19 protein-coding genes, 1 tRNA gene and 1 pseudogene are annotated in these 16,310 nt (G+C 67.0%); 15 read left to right on the top strand and 6 right to left on the bottom strand.

Going from position 1 to position 16,310, the window contains the following annotated elements; genetic code table 11:
- Positions 1 to 30 precede the first annotated feature (30 nt).
- On the bottom strand, positions 31 to 1,044 hold the full coding sequence (locus BLS11_RS05690; RefSeq protein WP_092534198.1) for a hypothetical protein: 1,014 nt from the start codon (positions 1,042 to 1,044) through the stop codon (positions 31 to 33).
- A gap of 118 nt (positions 1,045 to 1,162) precedes the next feature.
- On the opposite strand from BLS11_RS05690, the gene thyA reads away from it, so the two are divergent.
- The 5 genes from thyA (at position 1,163) to BLS11_RS05715 (ending at position 4,143) form a co-directional block, all read left to right on the top strand.
- Positions 1,163 to 2,164 carry a thymidylate synthase gene (gene thyA / locus BLS11_RS05695; protein ID WP_092534201.1) on the top strand — a complete coding sequence of 334 codons (1,002 nt, stop codon included), beginning with the start codon at positions 1,163 to 1,165 and terminating at the stop codon, positions 2,162 to 2,164.
- A complete protein-coding gene (locus BLS11_RS05700) occupies positions 2,161 to 2,754 on the top strand; it encodes a dihydrofolate reductase (protein WP_394327381.1) in 594 nt (197 codons plus the stop codon). The genes thyA and BLS11_RS05700 overlap by 4 nt, the downstream gene beginning before the upstream one ends.
- Positions 2,751 to 2,948, top strand: a complete 198-nt coding sequence (locus BLS11_RS05705) for a DUF4177 domain-containing protein (protein WP_092534207.1) — start codon at positions 2,751 to 2,753, stop codon at positions 2,946 to 2,948. Before BLS11_RS05700 ends, BLS11_RS05705 begins: the two co-directional genes overlap by 4 nt.
- A 126-nt stretch (positions 2,949 to 3,074) precedes the next feature.
- Positions 3,075 to 3,401, top strand: a complete 327-nt coding sequence (locus BLS11_RS05710) for a DUF7344 domain-containing protein (RefSeq protein WP_092534210.1) — start codon at positions 3,075 to 3,077, stop codon at positions 3,399 to 3,401.
- Between the two features lie 103 nt (positions 3,402 to 3,504).
- Positions 3,505 to 4,143 (top strand): class I SAM-dependent methyltransferase, encoded by a 639-nt coding sequence (locus BLS11_RS05715; RefSeq protein ID WP_092534213.1) that lies wholly within the window; start codon positions 3,505 to 3,507, stop codon positions 4,141 to 4,143.
- Positions 4,144 to 4,206: 63 nt separating this feature from the next.
- On the opposite strand, the gene BLS11_RS05720 is transcribed toward BLS11_RS05715, so the two are convergent.
- Entirely contained in the window at positions 4,207 to 5,553 is a 1,347-nt protein-coding gene (locus tag BLS11_RS05720; protein WP_092534215.1) for a cation:proton antiporter, read from the bottom strand.
- A 131-nt stretch (positions 5,554 to 5,684) separates the two neighbouring features.
- On the opposite strand from BLS11_RS05720, the pseudogene BLS11_RS05725 reads away from it, so the two are divergent.
- The 3 genes and pseudogenes from BLS11_RS05725 to BLS11_RS05735 form a co-directional block, all read left to right on the top strand.
- Positions 5,685 to 5,867, top strand: a pseudogene (locus BLS11_RS05725) (HVO_2922 family protein); the annotation flags it as partial.
- Between the two features lie 118 nt (positions 5,868 to 5,985).
- Complete coding sequence (locus BLS11_RS05730) at positions 5,986 to 6,774, top strand: archaeal proteasome endopeptidase complex subunit alpha (protein WP_092534221.1); 789 nt, start codon at positions 5,986 to 5,988, stop codon at positions 6,772 to 6,774.
- A gap of 138 nt (positions 6,775 to 6,912) precedes the next feature.
- Entirely contained in the window at positions 6,913 to 8,103 is a 1,191-nt protein-coding gene (locus BLS11_RS05735) for a metal-dependent hydrolase family protein (protein ID WP_092534225.1), read from the top strand.
- 22 nt (positions 8,104 to 8,125) lie between these two features.
- On the opposite strand, the gene BLS11_RS05740 is transcribed toward BLS11_RS05735, so the two are convergent.
- Together BLS11_RS05740 and BLS11_RS05745 are read right to left on the bottom strand one after the other, a co-directional pair.
- Entirely contained in the window at positions 8,126 to 8,335 is a 210-nt protein-coding gene (locus BLS11_RS05740) for a hypothetical protein (protein ID WP_092534228.1), read from the bottom strand.
- 152 nt (positions 8,336 to 8,487) lie between these two features.
- Entirely contained in the window at positions 8,488 to 8,709 is a 222-nt protein-coding gene (locus BLS11_RS05745) for a hypothetical protein (protein ID WP_092534231.1), read from the bottom strand.
- Between the two features lie 119 nt (positions 8,710 to 8,828).
- On the opposite strand from BLS11_RS05745, the gene BLS11_RS05750 reads away from it, so the two are divergent.
- Complete coding sequence (locus tag BLS11_RS05750; protein ID WP_092534234.1) at positions 8,829 to 9,608, top strand: hypothetical protein; 780 nt, start codon at positions 8,829 to 8,831, stop codon at positions 9,606 to 9,608.
- An 18-nt stretch (positions 9,609 to 9,626) separates the two neighbouring features.
- Here the strand turns inward: BLS11_RS05750 and BLS11_RS05755 are convergent, their stop codons facing one another.
- Positions 9,627 to 10,658, bottom strand: a complete 1,032-nt coding sequence (locus BLS11_RS05755) for a DMT family transporter (protein WP_092534236.1) — start codon at positions 10,656 to 10,658, stop codon at positions 9,627 to 9,629.
- 223 nt (positions 10,659 to 10,881) lie between these two features.
- Between BLS11_RS05755 and BLS11_RS05760 the strand changes: the two genes are divergently transcribed.
- From BLS11_RS05760 to BLS11_RS05770, 3 genes are all read left to right on the top strand, one after another.
- On the top strand, positions 10,882 to 11,676 hold the full coding sequence (locus BLS11_RS05760) for a helix-turn-helix transcriptional regulator (protein WP_092534239.1): 795 nt from the start codon (positions 10,882 to 10,884) through the stop codon (positions 11,674 to 11,676).
- A 112-nt stretch (positions 11,677 to 11,788) separates the two neighbouring features.
- A tRNA-Glu gene (locus tag BLS11_RS05765) sits at positions 11,789 to 11,863 on the top strand.
- A gap of 114 nt (positions 11,864 to 11,977) precedes the next feature.
- Complete coding sequence (locus BLS11_RS05770) at positions 11,978 to 12,847, top strand: MBL fold metallo-hydrolase (protein WP_092534242.1); 870 nt, start codon at positions 11,978 to 11,980, stop codon at positions 12,845 to 12,847.
- 161 nt (positions 12,848 to 13,008) lie between these two features.
- Here the strand turns inward: BLS11_RS05770 and BLS11_RS05775 are convergent, their stop codons facing one another.
- Positions 13,009 to 13,824, bottom strand: coding sequence for a DUF7839 domain-containing protein (locus tag BLS11_RS05775; RefSeq protein ID WP_092534245.1), 816 nt, complete (start codon positions 13,822 to 13,824; stop codon positions 13,009 to 13,011).
- Between the two features lie 147 nt (positions 13,825 to 13,971).
- On the opposite strand from BLS11_RS05775, the gene cbiT reads away from it, so the two are divergent.
- The 3 genes from cbiT to BLS11_RS05790 are packed head-to-tail and all read left to right on the top strand — an operon-like array spanning position 13,972 to position 16,309.
- A complete protein-coding gene (gene cbiT / locus BLS11_RS05780) occupies positions 13,972 to 14,586 on the top strand; it encodes a precorrin-6Y C5,15-methyltransferase (decarboxylating) subunit CbiT (RefSeq protein ID WP_092534248.1) in 615 nt (204 codons plus the stop codon).
- On the top strand, positions 14,583 to 15,446 hold the full coding sequence (locus BLS11_RS05785; RefSeq protein WP_092534251.1) for a cobalt-factor II C(20)-methyltransferase: 864 nt from the start codon (positions 14,583 to 14,585) through the stop codon (positions 15,444 to 15,446). The genes cbiT and BLS11_RS05785 overlap by 4 nt, the downstream gene beginning before the upstream one ends.
- Positions 15,443 to 16,309, top strand: coding sequence for a cobalt-precorrin-4/precorrin-4 C(11)-methyltransferase (locus BLS11_RS05790; RefSeq protein WP_092534254.1), 867 nt, complete (start codon positions 15,443 to 15,445; stop codon positions 16,307 to 16,309). Before BLS11_RS05785 ends, BLS11_RS05790 begins: the two co-directional genes overlap by 4 nt.
- Position 16,310 lies beyond the last annotated feature (1 nt).

The following is a 16,310-nucleotide window of genomic DNA, read 5'->3' on the forward strand; positions in this document are numbered from 1 at the left end:
CTCTTTCCATGCCGGACGGGACGGGAGTCGCTACGACGAAGGGAGAGTTCGCCAGACGGACCGTCCCGGCGTGTGAGCGACCCACGGGTCGTCGCCGAGTAGCGTCCGCCGTCGCCACCGAAAGCGGGCGTTACCGACGTACCCGAACGACGACGGGCGGTCTTCGAGGGAGACGACGGTTCGCGCGCCGACCGTCAGGGACCGGCGCGCGTCCGCGTTCTCGGCGGAGAACGTGTGCGTCACCCTGTTCTCCTCCTCGTTCGTCTCTTCGGTGACCGCGTACGCGTCCGTGGTCTTCCCCGCGGGACCGGTCGCGTCGACGGGCACCCCCTCGAACGCGGTCTGAATCGACACGTCGTCGACGAGATACCCGTCGGGGAACGACGCGTCAACGGTGGTCACCGTCGCCGTCGTCTCCACGACGGCCTGCGACCGGTCCGGCAGGAGCGTCACGCGGTCCCACCGGTCGTAGTCGCCCGCCTTCACGCGGCCGCGCGTCCGCACCTCGCCGAGTTCGACGCCCCCGTCCGGGCGCGGCGGGTCGGAAATCGAGAACTCGGGCGGTCGACCGTCGAGAATCTCGCCGACGGCCCACGGCAGTCGCGCTTCGAGGGCGGCGTCGCGGCGCGGTCGCAGATACTGCACGTCGAGTCGGTCCTCGACCGGGACGACGGCGGCGATTCGGTCTATCGGCGACCAACTGTCGCTCGGGAGACCGTACCGACGCCCACTCCGTTCGCAGACGCGTCGGGCGTACAGAGGGGCGTCGTCTCCGGCGACGATTGCGGGCGTCCCCCGTTCGAGGGCGTCGAGCGCGGACTCGTAGTGGGCGTCCGACGCCGGGAGGACGAACGCGTCGGCGTCCGCGGGACGGGAGGTCACCGAGACGCCGGACACCGGCGGGAACGACACGTCTCCGGCGACGCCGACGGTTCGGCCGGAGAGCGGAGCGTCGGTCGTTCGCTCGGACTCGTCCGATTCTGCACCGCATCCGGCGAACGGCGCGGCCGCGAGAAGGGCGAGTACGTGGCGGCGGGAAGGCATCGGCGAGATATTCCTAGAGAGGAACATAAACCTACGGACGGGGACACCGGTAAGGGAGGGGCAGAAACGTCATCCTCTTAGACCAGTACGCTGGAGAACACCGTAACCCGAGTCCACCATGCGCCAGTATCTCGACTTAGTGACGGACATCCTCGCGGAGGGGCAGCACAAACCGAACCGAACGGGCGTGGACACCATCTCGGCGTTCAGCCAGCACTACGAAATCGACCTCGCGGAGGGCTTTCCGCTCCTGACGACGAAGGACCTCTCGGGGTTCCGCTGGAACTCGCTCATCCACGAGTTCGTCTGGTACCTCTCCGGAGAGGAGCACATCCGGACGCTCCGCGAGGAGACGGGCATCTGGGACGCGTGGGCCGACGAGGAGGGTCGCCTCGACACCGCCTACGGGCGGTTCTGGCGGCGCTTCCCCGTCCCCGAGGAGGGCCTGCCCGGCGAGGCGTGGCCCGAGGACGACCACCGCTGGATGAACGACGACGAACGCACGTTCGACCAGATTCAGTATATTATCGACCAACTGCGCGAGAACCCCTCCTCGCGCCGCCTCGTCGTCAACGCGTGGCACCCCGCCAACGCCGCCGTCTCTACCCTGCCTCCCTGTCACTACTCGTTCGTGTTCAACGTGCAGGGCGACCGGTTGAACCTCCACCTCACCCAGCGTTCGGGCGACACCGCGCTGGGAATCCCGTTCAACATCGCCGCCTACTCGCTTCTGCTCACCGCCGTCGCCCAGCGAACCGGCTTCGAACCCGGGACGTTCGCCCACACCGTCGTGGACGCCCACATCTACTGCGGCGAGGGCGAACGCGGCGCGTGGTACGCCGAGAACCTCTCCGAACTCCAGTCGCGTCTGGCCGACGTCGAAGAGCGTTCGGAGTACCTCGACGTTCGCGAGTGGTTGGTCGAGTCCGCGCCCGCCGAATCCGAGGACGCGCAGGACTACGACCACGTCCCCGGCCTCCTCGAACAGTGCTCGCGGACGCCCCGCGAACGTCCCACCATCGAGGTGGCGGACAAGCCCCTCGACGAACTGACGTACGACGACATCGAACTCCGCGACTACGACCCCGCGGAGGGTATCCGATTCGCGGTGGCGGAGTGATGGCCGACGACTCCGCCGGGACGGACGCCGAGGGGTCCGACGCCGGCGAAATCGAGTACGTCCTCGTCGCCGCGGTGGCGAGAAACGGCGTCATCGGGCGCGACGGCGAGATGCCGTGGTACCTCCCCGAGGACATGAAGCAGTTCAAGCGGACGACGACGGGCCATCCGGTCGTCCTCGGGCGGAAGACGTACGAGAACGTCGTCGAGGCCCTCGGCGAACCGTTCCCCGGGCGGACGAGCGTCGTCCTCTCGACGCGGGACCTCGACTTGCCGGAGGGCGCGGTGCTGGCGAACTCCGTCGCGGAGGCGACTGCGCGCGCGGAGGCGGCCGCCGCGGAGATGGGCGTCGAGACGGCGTACGTCGTCGGCGGCGCGACCGTCTACGAGGCGTTCCTCCCGCGCGCCGACCGCATGGTGCTCACGGAACTGCACGACGACTACGAGGGCGAGACGACGTTCCCCGAGTTCGACGAGAGCGCGTGGGAGGAAGTCGAACGCGACGGACGCGAGGCGTTCGACTTCGTCACCTACGAACGGGCGGCGGACGCCGACGCCGACTCCGACGCTTCGGGGGGTGAGAATCGATGAAGTGGGAGTACAAGATAATCCGAACCTCCGACGGCGGCCTGTTCAGCGGCGACACCGGGCCGATGGAGCACGCACTCAACGAACTGGGCGACGCCGAGTGGGAACTCGTCGCCACCCTCTCGGACGGCCGCCCGTCGGCGGGAGCGAACGGCGCGACGGCGCTCGTGTTCAAGCGCCCGAAACCGGACGGCTGACGCCGATTCGGAGCCGAATGGAGCGAGAACGGGATTCTCTTCGGGCGTTCGCCGCGGGGCGACGCCGCCGCGCGACCAAACTATGGAGGCGCTACGTTCAGGTCCGAGAGCGACGTGTCGGGCGGTATGTCCAACTCGTCGTCCGCCCGAGACGCCGGTACACCGCGGTATCGTCCCGCCGAGTCGCGGCAACGGAACGCGCTCGCCGTCCTGCGTCGGGCGACGCCGCCCCTCTCGCTTACCGAACTCGCGTTCGGCGTCGCCGCCCTCGAAGGCGCGACGGCCGACGGACCGTTGAGCGAGGCGGACAGGACGGCGCTGGAACTGTCGCTCCACCACGACCACCTCCCCCGACTGGACCGCGCGGGAATCGTCGCGTACGACGCGAAGAACCGCGTCGTCACCGCCCGGCGGCGGGCGATGCCCGTCGGCGGGTGGGCGACGCCGGAGTAGCGTTCGCGGTCCCCGGCGCTCCGAACCGCCTCGCGTCTCCGCGGTTCGCGTTCCCCCGCCGACCGGCGACGATTCTTTACGTCTGGGGTCCAACCGGGTACGAATGGATGCCGACGACGTTCGGCGGCGGTGGGAAACGCTCTCCGGGGAGTACTCTCCGGACTACTACGCGTACTACGGCCCGAACGAGACGAGCGAACGCCTCCGCGAGGTTATCGATTCGGTCGTCGGTCCCGACGGGTCCGTCTTGGAACTCGGCTGTAGCGCGGGGCGGCACCTCGCGCACCTCCGCGAGGGCGGCTACCGGAACCTCTCGGGCATCGACCTGAACGAGGACTCCTTCGACGTGATGGCCGAGGAGTACCCCGAACTCGAAGCGGAGGGGACGTTCTACGCCGACTCGATAGCCGGACGCGTCGGCGAGTTCGAAGACGGGGAGTTCGACGTCGTCTACTCGGTGGAGACGCTCCAACACGTCCACCCCGACGAGGAGTGGGTGTTCGAGGAGATAGCCCGAATCGCGGACGAACTCGTCGTCACCGTGGAGAACGAGGGCGGCGGAAGCGAACGCGACGGCGCGTCCACATCCGGCGACGGTGACGGCCCGGCGGTGAACTACGTCGACGAGCAGATGCCGCTGTACTACCGGAACTGGCGGAAGATATTCACCGACCTCGGCCTCGCGGAGGTCGAAACCGTCTCGCTGGAGAGAGACACGTTCCGGGCGTTCCGACGGCAGTAAGGGGCCGACTCGGTCGCGCGCTTCTGCCGACGCGTCCGACCGGATACCGACGTTTCGAGGCCGTTACGGTCGAGGGTCGCCCTCGACGACGGCGTTTTCGCCCCGTTGTGCCCACCGGTCGAACGCGTCCATCACCGGGCTCGAACTCACGCCGTGCAGGATTATCGACAGCAGGACGACGAACCCGACCAACGCCCACAGTTCCTCGGCCGCGACGGCGAGTTCCCGTTCCCGAAACGACGCTTCCGCCAACGCGTGCGAGAGGTAGTAGAACGACCCGATGCCCCGGATGCCGAAAAAGGAGATGATGGCCCGTTCCGGCCACGAGGCGGGAGTTCCTACGAAGCTGAGAGCGCCGGCGAGCGGTCGGACGAGAAACAGGAGAGCCAGACCCACGACCGCCTGCGGGACGGTCAGCGGCCAGAGCAGTCCGCCGGCGATGGCACCCCCGAACAGGAGGAGCACCGTCGCCATCAACACTCGCTCCGTGAGCACGGCGAAGTCGTGAAGCTCCACGTAGTAGTCGTGCTCCCACTCGAAGCGTCGAAGCGCCAGTGCGGCCACGAAGACGGCGATGAAGCCGTACCCGCCGAGCAGTTCGGTCACGCCGTACGCGATGAGCGTCGTCGCCAACGCCTCGACGCCCGCCATCACGTCCTGTCCGTGCATCATCTCGGCGACGCTCTCCGGAATCGGCAGGCGAAACAGGAACCGGGCCATGACCTGTCCGATCACGTACCCGAGGACGAGTCCCGCGCCGATTTTGTAGAGGACGTCGACGAGGAACCACTCCAACAGCCACGACTGCCCGTCGGCCGGCGACCCCCCGGCGACAGTAGCCCCGGCGACGACGATGGCCAAGTTCGTCAGCGGGAACGCCAGCCCGTCGTTGAGGCCGGCTTCCGAGGTGAGCGCGAACCGAACCGACCCCCACCTGTAGCGCGGGTCGGCCTCCTCCTCTAACTCCGTCAGCGGTGCGCCGGCCTCGATTCCGGACGCGAGCACCGGGTCCGTCGGCGCGAGGACGGCCCCCAGTAGGATGGCCGTGGCCGGCAGGAGGCCGAGGAGTCCCCACGCGAGAACCGCCACCGCCGCGGCCGTAAGCGGCAGTGCGACGCCGAGTAGCCGCCACGTCGCGGACCACGACCACAGGGAGAAGGGGCGGTCTATCTTCAACCCCGCGCCCATGAGCGATATCAGGACGACGAGTTCGGTGAGCCGTTCGGTCAGATAGGAGTTCGCGACCGGGTCGAGGGCTGGTGCGCCGGGGACGACTGCGAAGAGGAGCGTTCCGACGGCGACGTACACGAGGGGAAACGACAGGGGTTGGTGTTCGAGCAGTCGCGGCAGGACGGCGGTCCCTAACAGTGCGATGCCGACGAACAGGAGACCGATTTCGTACGCTGCCATAATTTCTCTGAGGAGTCCGGCGACGGACGGGTAAAAGCCGTCGCCCTCGCATCTAAGGTGGCGGTGCCGTCCGGAGTCGCCTCGCGTCGTCACCGCCGCCGACGTTTTAGTTCGCCCGCGCCCAACAGCGAGGCGTGTCAGCGACGTTCGAGCTCTACGAGGACACGGTCGGACAGTACCGATGGCGGCTCGTCCACGACAACGGAAACGTCATCGCCGACAGCGGAGAGGGGTACGCCTCGAAGCAGAAGGCGAAACAGGGCATCCGGAGCGTGAAGTCGAACGCGCCGGAGGCGACCATCGAAGAGCTGTGACGGTCGCGTAGCGGGGTGAGTCGTCGCGGTGATATCTGAAGCGGCGGTTTTCGGCGAGATGCGGTAATATCGTGCTCCGGTGGTGGCTTTATCAGTACTCGGGCCGGATGGGTAAGCGATGAACCGTAACGACCAGCAGGCGTACGACCGAGGGACGTCTCTGTTCTCCCCCGACGGACGTATCTATCAGGTCGAGTACGCCCGCGAGGCGGTCAAGCGTGGCGCATCGAGCGTCGGCGTGCGGACGACGGACGGCGTGGTCCTCGCCGCACAGCGACGGACGAGTTCGAGCCTCATGGAGACCGAGAGCATCGAGAAGTTACACAAACTCGACGACTACCTCGGCGCGGCGAGCGCGGGTCACGTCGCCGACGCCCGGCAACTCGTCGACGACGCCCGGACGGAGGCCCAGCGGAACCGACTCCGCTACGGCGAACCGCTCGGCGTCGAGACGCTGACGAAGTCGCTCTCCGACCAGATTCAAGAGAGCACGCAGATCGGCGGGACGCGCCCGTTCGGCGCGTCGCTTCTCATCGGCGGCGTCGAGGGCGACCTCGGCCAGCCGAGTCCGCCGGGCCGCGAGGCGGACACCGACCGAGGAGAGGTCCGGGCCCGACTGTTCCAGACGGACCCCTCCGGCGCGCCCCAAGAGTGGAAGGCCGTCGCCATCGGCGCGAACCGCGGAGACATCCAAGAGTTCCTCGAAGAGGAGTGGGACGACAACCTCTCCGTCGACGACGGCGTCACGCTGGCCATCCGCGCCCTCCTCGTCGGCGAGGAGGAACTGGCGGCCGGCGAAATCGCCATCGCCACCATCTCCGGCGAAGGCTACCACGAAGTCGAAGAGGACGACGTGGCGGCCATCGTCGAGGAGTTCGGCGGTTCCGACGACGACGAAGAGGAGTAACCGCGACCGACGGCGGGACTCCGCCGACGGCGACGGAGGTTTCGGTCGGTCGGACAGAGTCCGACGACGACTCTCTTCTGCGACCCGCGCTACCGCTACCCGGAGGTTTAGGCCGGCCGGTGGCGAACCGCCGGCAGTATGAGTAGCCTGTACGTACTGGCCGGAGGCCGCGTCGCAGACGCGAACGGAACGCGCGACGCCGACGTCGCTCTCTCGCCGGCGGAGGGTCGAATCGTCGCCGTCGGCGACGACGCGGAGGACGCGGCCGCCGACGCCGACGACGCGGAGACCGTCGACGTCTCGGGGAAGGTAGTCGCGCCCGGTCTGGTGGACGCGCACGTCCACCTGATGATGGACGGCCGCCCGGACGTGACGACGGCGAACGCCGAGAGCCGAGAGCTTCTGAGTTACCGCGCCGCCGCGAACCTCCGCGCGAACGTCGAGGCGGGCGTCACCGCCGTCCGCGACTTGGGCGCGCCGGGAACGCTCGCACTCGACGCCGGAACCGCCGTCGAGACGGGCGTGTTGGACGGTCCGCGGGTCGTCGCCTGCGGCGAGAACGTGGTGATGACCGGCGGGCACGGACACTGGTTCGGCCGGGAGGCCGACGGCAGAGCCGAGGTTCGGAAGGCGGTCCGAGAGCAACTGAAACGCGGCGCGGACGTGGTGAAGTGCATGGCGACCGGCGGCGTCCTCACCGAGGGCGCACAGACCGGCGCGCCGGAACTCACGCCCGAGGAACTCGAAACGGTCGTCGAGACGGCGGCGGCGAAGAACGTCCCGACGGCGGCGCACGCCCACGGCCAGCGAGGGATTCAGAACGCCGTCCGCGCGGGCATATCGAGCGTCGAACACGCGACGTTCATGGACCGCGAGACGGCCGAGTTGCTGGCCGAGGAGGGGACCTACTGGGTGCCGACCGCGAGCGCTCTGGAAGGTATCGTCGAGAACGGCGTCGAGGGGGGAATCCCCGAGGAGGCCGTCGAGAAGGCCGAAGACGCCCGAGACAGGTTCGAACGCGCGTGGGAACACGCCCTCGATGCGGGCGTCACCGTGGCGATGGGAACCGACGCGGGGACGCCGTTCAACTTCCACGGCGAGAACGCCCTCCGGGAGATGGAACTGATGTGCGAGTACGGCATGTCGCCGGAGGCGGCGTTGGAGGCGGCGACGGTGACCGGCGCGGAGTTGCTCGGACTCGACGATGCCGGCCTCGTCGAACCGGGCTACCGCGCCGACGTGGTCGTCCTCGACGCCGACCCGACCGAAGACGCCTCCGCGTGGCGCGAGTCGGAGGCCGTCTTCGCCGCGGGCGAACGAATCGTCTAAAAAAGCGACGGTTCCGAGGCGGTCAGTACGTCGTCTCTCTGTCCGTCTCCTCGCGTCCCGTCTCCTTCTCGCGGGTGCCGTACCAACCCGCCAACCACGTGACTGCGGCGACCAGAATCAGCACCATCCCGATGAACGACGTGGTCGGTTCCGGGAAGAAGAACAACAACGCGCCGATGACTAGCAGTTCCGCGACGCCTACCGCACCCCAGTACTTTGTCCAGTCAACCATATTACAACTAATCCGGCAGACGGTGAAATGGATAGTGGCCGCCGGAGAGACTATCGGTGGAGACTACACGTGCGGCGAGAACGAGTTCGAATCGGTTCGCCGAGCGTCGCCGGTGGGCATCGCTCGGCGTCGGCGATGCAGACGCGCGACGCTCAGTACGTCGTTTCCGTCTCCGCGTACTCGTCGTCGTATTCGTCGCCGTCGTTGTCGTCGCCGCCCCTGAGCCATCCCGCCAGCCACACGACGACGGCCGTCGCTATGAGGGCGATTCCGATGACCGACGTGGTCGGTTCCGGGAAGAAGAACAGCAACGCGCCGATGACAATCAGTTCGCCGACACCTATCGCGGCCCAGTATTTCTTCCAATCAACCATATTACAACAGTCCGAGCAGACGGTAAAATGGATAGTGGCCGCCGAAGTGACTGTGTGTCGGAGCGACAGTTCGGCCGGATGCGTACGTTTTTGTATCAACTGAGCGAAAGTTAGGGGCGATGCGTCCCCGCTTCCCCTCCGGCGACGGGTTCGCCATCTCCGTCGGCGTCTTCACCGTCGCCACGACGTACTTCGGGCTCTCCACGTTCGATTTCGCCGTCGCTCCCGCAGACGAACTCCCCGCGGCGGTTCTCCTCGGACTCCTCGCGTGGGGAGCGGTCGAACAGATTCCGAATCTCGTGGACGAGTTCGTCCTCGCGCGGGGGTATCTCGCCGTCGGTGCCCTCGCGGTTCTCCCCGTCCTCGGCGTCGTCGCCGCCCGTCTCGCCGGGCGGCCGGAGCGAGTCGAACCGTTCGTCCTGCCGACCCTCGGGCTGGCCCTCGTCGGGTTGCTCGTCGTCGGAACCGGGTCGTCCCGGCGGGCGGAGCAGTTCCTCTCGGCGGAGACGGAACACCTCGCTCTCAGGGGGACGATTTCTCGCCGGTACCACCTCGCGGAGATGGTTTTCAGCGTCGCCCTCGGCGTCCTCGTTCACTTGGCCTTCGACGACACGGTCACCGCCGGGACCGTTCTCGGTTCCCTCGTCGCCTTCGCCTTCGCCAGCGGCGACCAGTCGTTCGAGGCGACGGTCATCGACTCGGGACTCGTCGTCAGTCGGCGCGGTTCGAAGGGCAACTCCCTCGTTCCGTGGCATCGCGTCCGCGCCGTCGACGTGGACGGCGACACCGTCCTCGTCCGTCGGGCGTTCCCGCGATTCGTCACCTACCGGTTCGACCGGTCGGTGGCCGACGACGCGAAGGAGGTCGCGGACGTGCTCCGCCGGTGTCGGCGGCGGTGAGAAGAGAACCGAACGCGTTCAGTCGGAGTCGAACACTCTGCCCCGGCGTTCTTCGGTCACGTCCCGCGAGTCGTCCGACGGGGCGCGGTTGACGAACGTCGCGGGGAGGTGCCGCCGCGAGGAGACGGAGACGGTCCGGCGCGCCTTCGCGCGGAGGCCGTCCACGTCCACGGACTCGCTTCCGAGCACCGCGAACCCGGCGAAGATGACGCCGAACCCGACCAGCGCCGAGAGCGGGATGGTCTCGCCGAGGAACGCCGCCCCGCCGAGCGTCGCCACGACGGGCACGACGTAGAACACCAAGTTCGCCCGGATGGCCCCGGTGTCGTCGATGAGTCCGAAGTAGGTGATGTACGCCACCGCGCCAGCGAAGATGCCGACGTACGCGAGCGCGAGCACCGCCGTCGGCGTCCACGCGATGGCCGCCGCCGACTCGCCCGCCGACCAACTGAGGAGGTGACAGAGCGCCGCGGCGAACGGGAGGCCCCACGCGGTGCGGACCGTACTCGACAGGCCGCCGTCGGCCCAGCGGATGAGGACGCTCCCGAGTGCGCCGGCGACGGCGCCGGTGAGCAGAATCACCTTGCCGAACCCGCCGGCGAGGAGGTTCGCCGGGTCGGGGTTGACGACGAGTCCGACGCCGACGAGCGCGAGAATCATCCCGGCGACGCCGCGGGCCGAGAGGCGTTCGTCCGAGAGGAGAGCCGCCGCGAACACCGGCGTCAGGACCGGGTTGAGGCTGAAGACGATGGAGGCGACGGCGCTCGTGGCGTACTGCTGGCCGACGAACAGGAGCGCGTTCGTCAGGCCGATGGCGAGGATGCCCGTCGAGAGGATGCCCACCACGTCGCCGCGCGTCCGGGGGAGCAGTCCGTCTCGCGACGTCGTGAGAATCGCGTAACTCGCGAGTACGACGGCCGCCACGTCGAACCGGAGCGCGACGAACAGAAGCGGCGGGAAGTAGCCGAGTCCGGCCTTCGCCGCGACGAACGTCCCGCCGAAGAAGACGCTCGTCAGGGCGAAGAAGGCGAGCGTGCGGCGTTCGACCACTTACGCCCACCCCCCGTCGATTCCGAACGCGTGCGCCGTGTCCGCAGAGAACGGCTCGTGAGAGGGAAGAATCATCTTACTCTTCGATAGGGGCCTCACGCTTATAGTTTAATTCAGAAATCCTTTCACGGCAAGAAATATCGCGGACGCGCGACAGCGCTTCGGGGGGTGAAACGTTTTCACGGTGCGAAAGTGGTTTACCGCGACGGCCACCAGAGGCGGTATGGAATCCGCGCTGGAGGAGATAGAGTTTCTCGCGCTCTCGTCGAACCGGGTCGAGGTGCTTCGTCTGCTCTCCGAGGGGCCGCGGACGCGGAACGAACTCGCGTCGGAGACCGGCGCGTCGCAGGCGACGCTCGGCCGGATTCTCGGCGACTTCGAGGAGCGGTCGTGGGTGCGACGCGACGGGGGCGAGTACGAGGCGACGGCGACGGGACGACTCGTCTCGCGGGGGTTCACCGACCTCTTGGAGATTTTAGAGACGGAGGGGGAACTGCGCGGTATCGTCCGCTACCTGCCGACGCAGGCGATGGACTTCGACCTCAGACACCTCGCGGACGCCACCATCACCGTCCCCAGCGAGACGCGGCCGAACGCGCCGGTCCAACGCGTCCTCGACCTGTTGGACGACGCCGACGAGGTGCGGGCGTTCTCCCACGCGTTCAACGAACAGAGCCTCACCGTCGTCCAAGAGCGGACCACAGCGGGCGAGCAGACGTTCGAGGCAGTCCTCTCGAAACACGCCGTTTCGGCCCTCGCGGAGGACTCGACGCTCCGGCGACGGCTCGAATCCCTCCTCGACGCCGACGCCGCGGAGATTCGCACCCGGAGCGAGGACATCCCGCTCGCCGTGACTATCGTCGACGACGTGGTACACCTGTTGGTGCGCGACGAGAACGGCGTCCTGCGCGCGTCGGTGGACACCGACGACGAGACGGTTCGGTCGTGGGCGCAGGACGCCTTCGACGAGTACTGGAAGTCGGCGTCTCCGCTGGACCGAGCGGAACTCTCCTCGTAAGCGCCTCCGTCTCTGCCCGTCGAATGCCGGTTCGTCGCTCGTCACGGAACGGCACGGTCGTCTCGAAACGGAACCGTTTTACACGTCCCACCAATATCCAGAATTGCAAGACGCTCCGTTGGTGTAGTCCGGCCAATCATCTTGCCCTCTCACGGCAAGGACCAGGGTTCGAATCCCTGACGGAGCATTTTCTGGCTTCGTGCTCTACTAGTTCGTCTATATTGTAGTTCACCGCCAAAATATCGCTATACTGCTTCTGAGGAGAGTGTCGTAGACGGGGCTTTGCCGCTCTCCTCTTCGGGTGAGAATACTCTTTTATCCCATTTGTTTCCGTAATGACACTGTGAAAGTCACACTCCTCGGCTCGGGAGAGGCTGTCGGTGTTCCTGCTCCGCTCTGCGAGTGCCGATACTGCGATGAGAGTCCCACGCGGCGACGCCCCGGACTGTTAGTGGAAAGCGAACAGGCAACCGTCGTCCTCGATGTTTCTCCGGACATCAAAGACCAACTCCATGCCACGAATACGACAAACGTAGACGCCTTCTTCGTCACCCACAATCACTTCGACCACGTGGGCGGGATGAACGAACTCCACCACGCCGCGATGACGTTCGACGAACACGTCGGTATCGAAGGCGGATACCTCGACTCGGAGACGTTCACCGACTCGGAAAAGCCGGACGACCCTACATTCGCGGTCTACTTCTCCGAGCGCGGACTCGATATCTTCGAGAGCTCGTCCGCTCATCTCGTGGATTCGCTCGAACTACGGACGATGGAACACGGAGAGTCAGTCGAAGTAGGGGATATCCGAGTCGTCCCGTTCCCCGTGCGGCACGCACGCCCGGCGTTCGACACCCTCGGGTTCGCCGTCTACCACGAGGGCGCAAAGGTCGTCTACGCGCCGGATATGTGGGAGTTCGCGGACGACAAGGAACACGAAGGTGCAGATGTTCTTTTCGCCGAAGGTGCGGCACTCTTCCGGACGTTCGGCCACGGAGCGGAGTCCGATCTCCGGTCGGCGCTCCGGAGCGCTGACGCGGATCAGACCGTGCTTCTCAATCTCAACGAACACCTCCAGCGGATGACGACCGACGAACTACGTGACGCGCTAGGCGAGATGGACGTGGACGGTGAACTCGGGGAAGACTTCGCTACGTATCGGTTGTAGCCCTCCTTCTCAATCGGCTGTTCGCTCACCTCGCTACCAGTAGTGTCGTCGGGAGCGACCACAAATCACGACGAACGACTATAAATACACCCATCCTCGACAGAGCATTTTCCGAACGACGTAACGAAGACGCGAGACGGTCCTCCGTATCCTTCGAAACGCTACTCTTCGGCGACGTCTACGACCTCGTAGCTGACGTTCTGTTCGCGGAGTTTGTCCGTGTGCGACGAGAGCACGTCCGTCGCGGCCAGCAACAGGACGCTGAGTCCCTTCGCGGCCGCCTCCTGAACGGCGGCGGCGCTCCCGAATCGGATGTCGGGGTCGAGATTCGCGGTATCGGCCGCGGCGATCGCTTCGACGCCGGCGACGGCGACCATATCGTGGTCGTCGGCCATCTCCACGATTCGCTCGGTCGACACCGCCGAACTGCCTCCGTCCCGGACGTTCGGAATCGCGACCACCGTCACGGTCCCGAGGTCGTAGTCGACGACGCCGTCGAAGTTCGTAATCCCCACGTCCCGACCCGGGTCGGCGTCGGTCACCGCAACCGCGGTTGCGCTCCCCGTACTCCCGGACATGGCGCGCAGAACGCCGTCCCGCATCGTCAGCGAGACGGTCTGTCCCTCCTCGATGTCCGTCGTGGCGAGGGCAGTCTCGATTTCGACCTGTCCGATGACGTCCTCGGAGACGTGCTGGACGAAGTGGCGCAGTTCGTCCGTCTGCGATATCAGCCAGTCGACGCCCTCTTTGGTCACCTCGTACCGACCGCGACCGTGCTTGTTGACGTACTCGTGTTCGATCAGGTCCTGTAGGTAGTCGCTTACGGCTTGGGCGGTGATGCCGATCGCGTCGGCGATCTCCTTTTGGTTCACCGCGGGCTGCCGCTTCGCGATCTGTACCAGAATCTGATATCTGGTCGCGTTCCGCTTGCTCCGGAGAACGCCGAACTCCTCGGCGTCGTCTCCATTCTTCGCCATTGCGCTTTCTTCGAGTCGAAAACTAAAGTAATTTTGCCTTAGTTCGCGTTAGATTGAGGAGAGAAGCTCGCAGCGGCCGGTTAAGCAAGTCAGTTTTCTCTAAAACAACCAAAATTGTTTTACGCTCCACGATAGTTGTTTCCGTCGATGGCGCACGTATCGCTCCCCCACGACGCGAAGGCCGGCCCGACGAAACCGGAGGTCAGGGCCGTCCTTCTCGACAAACTCGACCTCGGTCCGGCCGACCACTTCGCGGAAGTCGGCTCCTGTACCGGTGCCGTCACCATCGAGGCGGCGCGGCGCGCCGGCCGGGTCACCGCGCTCGAACGAAAGCCGAATCGGCTCGAAACCACCCGAAAGAACCTCGCCGCCAACGATGTGACCGCCGAGGTAGACCTCCGAGAGGCCGAGGCGCCGGAGGGCCTCCCGGAGGACGCGAACGTCCTGTTCCTCGGCGGGAGTCGGAACTATGAGGCGGTCCTCGACCGCGCGGTCGAAGCGGGCGTCGACCGCGTCGTGATGAACGTCTCGCGCCTCGAAGTCGCCGGGGCCGCCACCGAAGCGTTCCGCGAACGGGGCCTCCTCGACGAGGTGATCCAGTTTCAGGTGAGTCACGGCTACGAACTCGCCGGCGCGACGAGTTTCGACTCGGAGAACCCGGTGTACATGCTTGTCGGGGGAACCGCCGAAGTCGCGACCGACGGCGGACGGCGACGCTCCGGACCGCAATCGGCGCGACGCCCCGACGGGAGACGGCGATGACGCTCTACGGCGTCGGACTCGGCCCCGGCGACGCCGACCTCGTGACGGTTCGCGGGCGTCGCGTACTCGAAGAAGCGGACGTGGTGTACTCGCCCGGACGCCTCTCGCGGTCGGTGGCGACCGAACACGTCCCCGAGGACCGAATCGGGGACGTCGACTTCCCGATGACCCGCGACGAGGACGAACTCCGGCGGGCGTGGAAGGAGGCCGCCGCGGAAATCGCACCGCGTGCGCGCGAGGGGACCGCCGCGTTCGTCACGCTCGGCGACCCGAACGTCTACTCGACGTTCGGTCACCTCCGGCGGACGCTCTCGGCGTTCCACCCGGAGGTCGAACTCGACGTCGTCCCCGGAGTGAGCGCCGTGACCGCCTTCACGACCGCCCTCGGCGTCGAGATCTCGTCCGGATCGAGCGTCGCGCTTCACGAAGCGGCGCGCGGCGCCGCCCCGACCGGCCCGGACCGGATGGTCCTGTTCAAGGTGACCGACGTTCCGGCGACGCACGAACGACTCACCGACGCCGGGTACGACGTGGTGTACGGCCGGCGACTGTACATGGAGCAGGGCGAGACGGTCGTGACGGACGACCCAGAGGCCCTGAGCGAACGCGACTACTACACGCTGGCCTACGCGGAGAAGCGCGACGTCGACTCAGAGCCCGCGACGGCGACGTTCGAGGAGCGAACGCGGGAGCGTCGGTCAGACGGGGAACCGGCGACGACGGACGGCGGGCCGCGAGGCGGTGCCGAATCGGAGCGCGGCCGAACCGCAAGCGGACGGACGCCGACCCGCGTCGAACGGGAAGAACTCGCCGAGGGCGAAGCCTGCGGCGACGAACCTGCGGAGGTGCAGTCGCGGTGACCGACCCCCAAGACGCCATCGACGCGGCGGCGGACGCCCGAGCGACGGAGCGAGACCCCCGAATCGACGAGCGAACCGCCGGCGAGGTGCAGGAGGGCGTGCCGTTCATCGGCGCCGGTCCGGGCGACCCCGGACTCCTCACCGTCACCGGGAAGGAACTCGTCGAGTCGGCAGACCTCGTCGTCCACGCCGGATCCTTGGTCAACAGCGAACTGCTCGAAGCGTACTGCGCGGACGCGGAGCAGGTGTCGAGCATCGGCAAGGACTTAGAGGAGTTGGTGCCGCTGATGCGGGACGCCTACGAGGACGGACGGAACGTCGTCCGCCTCCACAGCGGCGACCCGGCCATCTACGGGGCGGCCCTCGAACAGATGGACGCGCTGGAACACGAGGGCGTCCCGACGTACGTCGTGCCGGGCGTCACCTCCGCGTTCGCCGCCAGCGCGACGCTCCGAACCCAACTCACGCTGAACGGCGTGGCCAACCACGTCGCGTTCACCCGTCCGCAGGGGAAGACGCTCGACCCCGAGGACGACCACATCGGCGAGTTCGTCGAGATGGGCGACGTGACGACCTGCATCTACCTCGGAACCCACGCCGTCGGCGAGACGATGGACCGACTCCTCGAAGACGGCCACGACCCCGAGACGCCGGTCACCGTCGTCTACCACGCGTCGTGGCCGGACGAGGAGGTCATCGAGGGGACCATCGGTACCATCGGCGACCGACTGGCGGAGGCGGGCTACCGCGCCTCCGCGCTCGTCATCATCGGCGACGCGGCGCGGAAGGCGGGGTACGAACGCTCCTACCTGTACGGAGACTGGGCGAACCGCGGTTCCGCGGAGACGGAAGCGGACGACTGAT

The organism is Halopelagius longus (assembly GCF_900100875.1).
Classification (GTDB): Archaea; Halobacteriota; Halobacteria; order Halobacteriales; family Haloferacaceae; genus Halopelagius; species Halopelagius longus.